A 230-nucleotide genomic window follows, 5' to 3' on the forward strand; every position below is an offset into this window, starting at 1 on the left:
GTATGAAAGCGCGCGAATGGAATGCTGGTAGCCTCGCCCAGGCACTGCACCGGGGTGAGGTGCGGGTGCTGGATGACGGGCTGCTGTTCGAGCGGGCGCTGGAGGCGGTGCTCGACGGGCTGCGGCGGTAGGCGCAACTGTCTGGCGCAAAATCTGCAAGCTGGCACGCTCCCACAGCATTACAATCATTCACATGCACAGCACATTGGCCGCAGGGCATACTGTTACCC

At 62.6% G+C, this 230-nt stretch carries 1 protein-coding gene; it reads left to right on the forward strand.

Going from position 1 to position 230, the window contains the following annotated elements:
• A partial coding sequence (locus tag FQ668_RS29145) for a DUF1631 family protein (RefSeq protein WP_144180914.1) occupies positions 1–131 on the forward strand: 131 nt, incomplete at its 5' end.
• Positions 132–230 lie beyond the last annotated feature (99 nt).

It is taken from the genome of Pseudomonas sp. Kh14 (genome assembly GCF_900291005.1).
GTDB classification, from domain to species: Bacteria; Pseudomonadota; Gammaproteobacteria; order Pseudomonadales; family Pseudomonadaceae; genus Aquipseudomonas; species Aquipseudomonas alloputida.